Genomic DNA, 1,494 nt, shown 5'->3' on the forward strand with positions numbered 1-1,494 from the left:
CTTGTCATTACCCATAAGTCTTGATTTTACGTGCCAGACGCACACCTTCGACTAGGGTTTGCAGTCTGGCCATCCCCCTCCACAGGGTGAGCCAGCCCGGCATCCCGTCCCCCTTGCGGCCCTGGTGGCCTCCCAGCCGCCCCAGGGCCAGGGCCACCTCCCCCACCGTGCGCAGGGGCTGGTGGGTGTAGCCGCGCAAAACCTCCAGCTCCGGCGCCGCCAGCCCCCCGTGCTCCGCCGGAGCCTCGGGGATGAGGCGCACCCACTCCCGCAGGGCCAGCAGCCGGGTGGCCACCACGCTCATCAGGGCCACCGCCGCGAAAATCCGCTCCGCGCGCTCCAGTTGTAGGCGCTCGGCCCCCAGTCCCGTCTTGAGGGCCTTGTGGAACTCCTCGATCAGCCAGCGGGTGGCGTACTGCTGCACCACCTCCTCTGCCTGGGCGAAGCTGCCGACCCCCTGATCCGTCAGCAGCACCCACTCCAGCGGCTCCACCCCCACCCCCTCCGGAGGGCTCTCCTCCCACACCCGCAGCGCGGTGCAGGCTACCGGGGATAAGCCACCACGGGCGTGACCCGGTCGTTGGGGGGCTACCAGGTGCACCCTCAGGGCGCTCACCTGGAGCCGGGCCACCCGGGCCGGTCGGCTCCCACGCCCCCGCAACCCCAGCTCGAAGCTACCCCGAGAAGCCTCTGCCCGCAGGGCGGGGAACAGCCGTCCCACCCCCTTCCCACCCCTCGGATCCACCAATCCCCGGTCCTGGGCCGCCCGGATGACGAAGCCCTGGCCCAGTTCCCGGCACCGCGCCAGCAGTTCGTAGAGGTCCGCCCCCCGGTCCGCCACCCGCACCCAGCGCACCCGGGGGTCGGGAGGCGGGCTGCCCAGCCGGTCCCCGCTGTGGATCCAGCCCTCGCTCTCCCGAGGCCGGTGCTTGCGCCGGGTGGATGACTCCTTACCCCGGCCCCTCTTCTCCCGACGCACGCGGTAGCTTTGCCCCGCCACCCCCAGCACCTCCACCCCGGGACGCTTCCTTTTCCCCGTGTCCGTCTTCCCCCACCAGCGCACCGCCAGCACGCTGTGCAGCACGAAACCCTGTAACCCCTCACGGGCGTTGCCGATGAAGCCCAGCCCCCCGACGGGCTGGCGCCCGGAGTAGGAGAACTCCGAGCTGTCCTCGATCAGCAAATAGGTGCCCGGGGCTTGCATGGCTTCCCTCACCCGCTGACGGTGCCCGGCCTGCAGGCCCTCCGGGTCGACGTGAGGGTTGTCCAGGAAGCGGTAAGCGGCCTTGACCTCACGGGGGTGCACGAACAGCCGGGGTAGGCTCTCCCCCGGGGCCCGAAGCATGGCCGCGGCCATGCCCTCGGCCCGTTTTACCCGCCGTGCGTCGCCCAGCTCGGCCTCCGCGAAATGCAGGCTGGCCCATTGAACCGGATCCTCGGGATGCAGTTCCATCGTCTCGAACCATACAGGGTTGAGATGTGGGTAATGACAAG

General features: G+C 70.3%; 1 protein-coding gene. It reads right to left on the reverse strand.

Features of this window, described 5'->3' with window-relative positions; translation table 11 throughout:
• Positions 1-7: 7 nt before the first annotated feature.
• Positions 8-1,494: IS4 family transposase (locus tag Mterra_RS21190; RefSeq protein WP_218023003.1), on the reverse strand; the 1,487-nt coding region annotated here is incomplete at its 5' end.

This window comes from Calidithermus terrae (genome assembly GCF_003574345.1).
Lineage (GTDB): Bacteria > Deinococcota > Deinococci > Deinococcales > Thermaceae > Calidithermus > Calidithermus chliarophilus.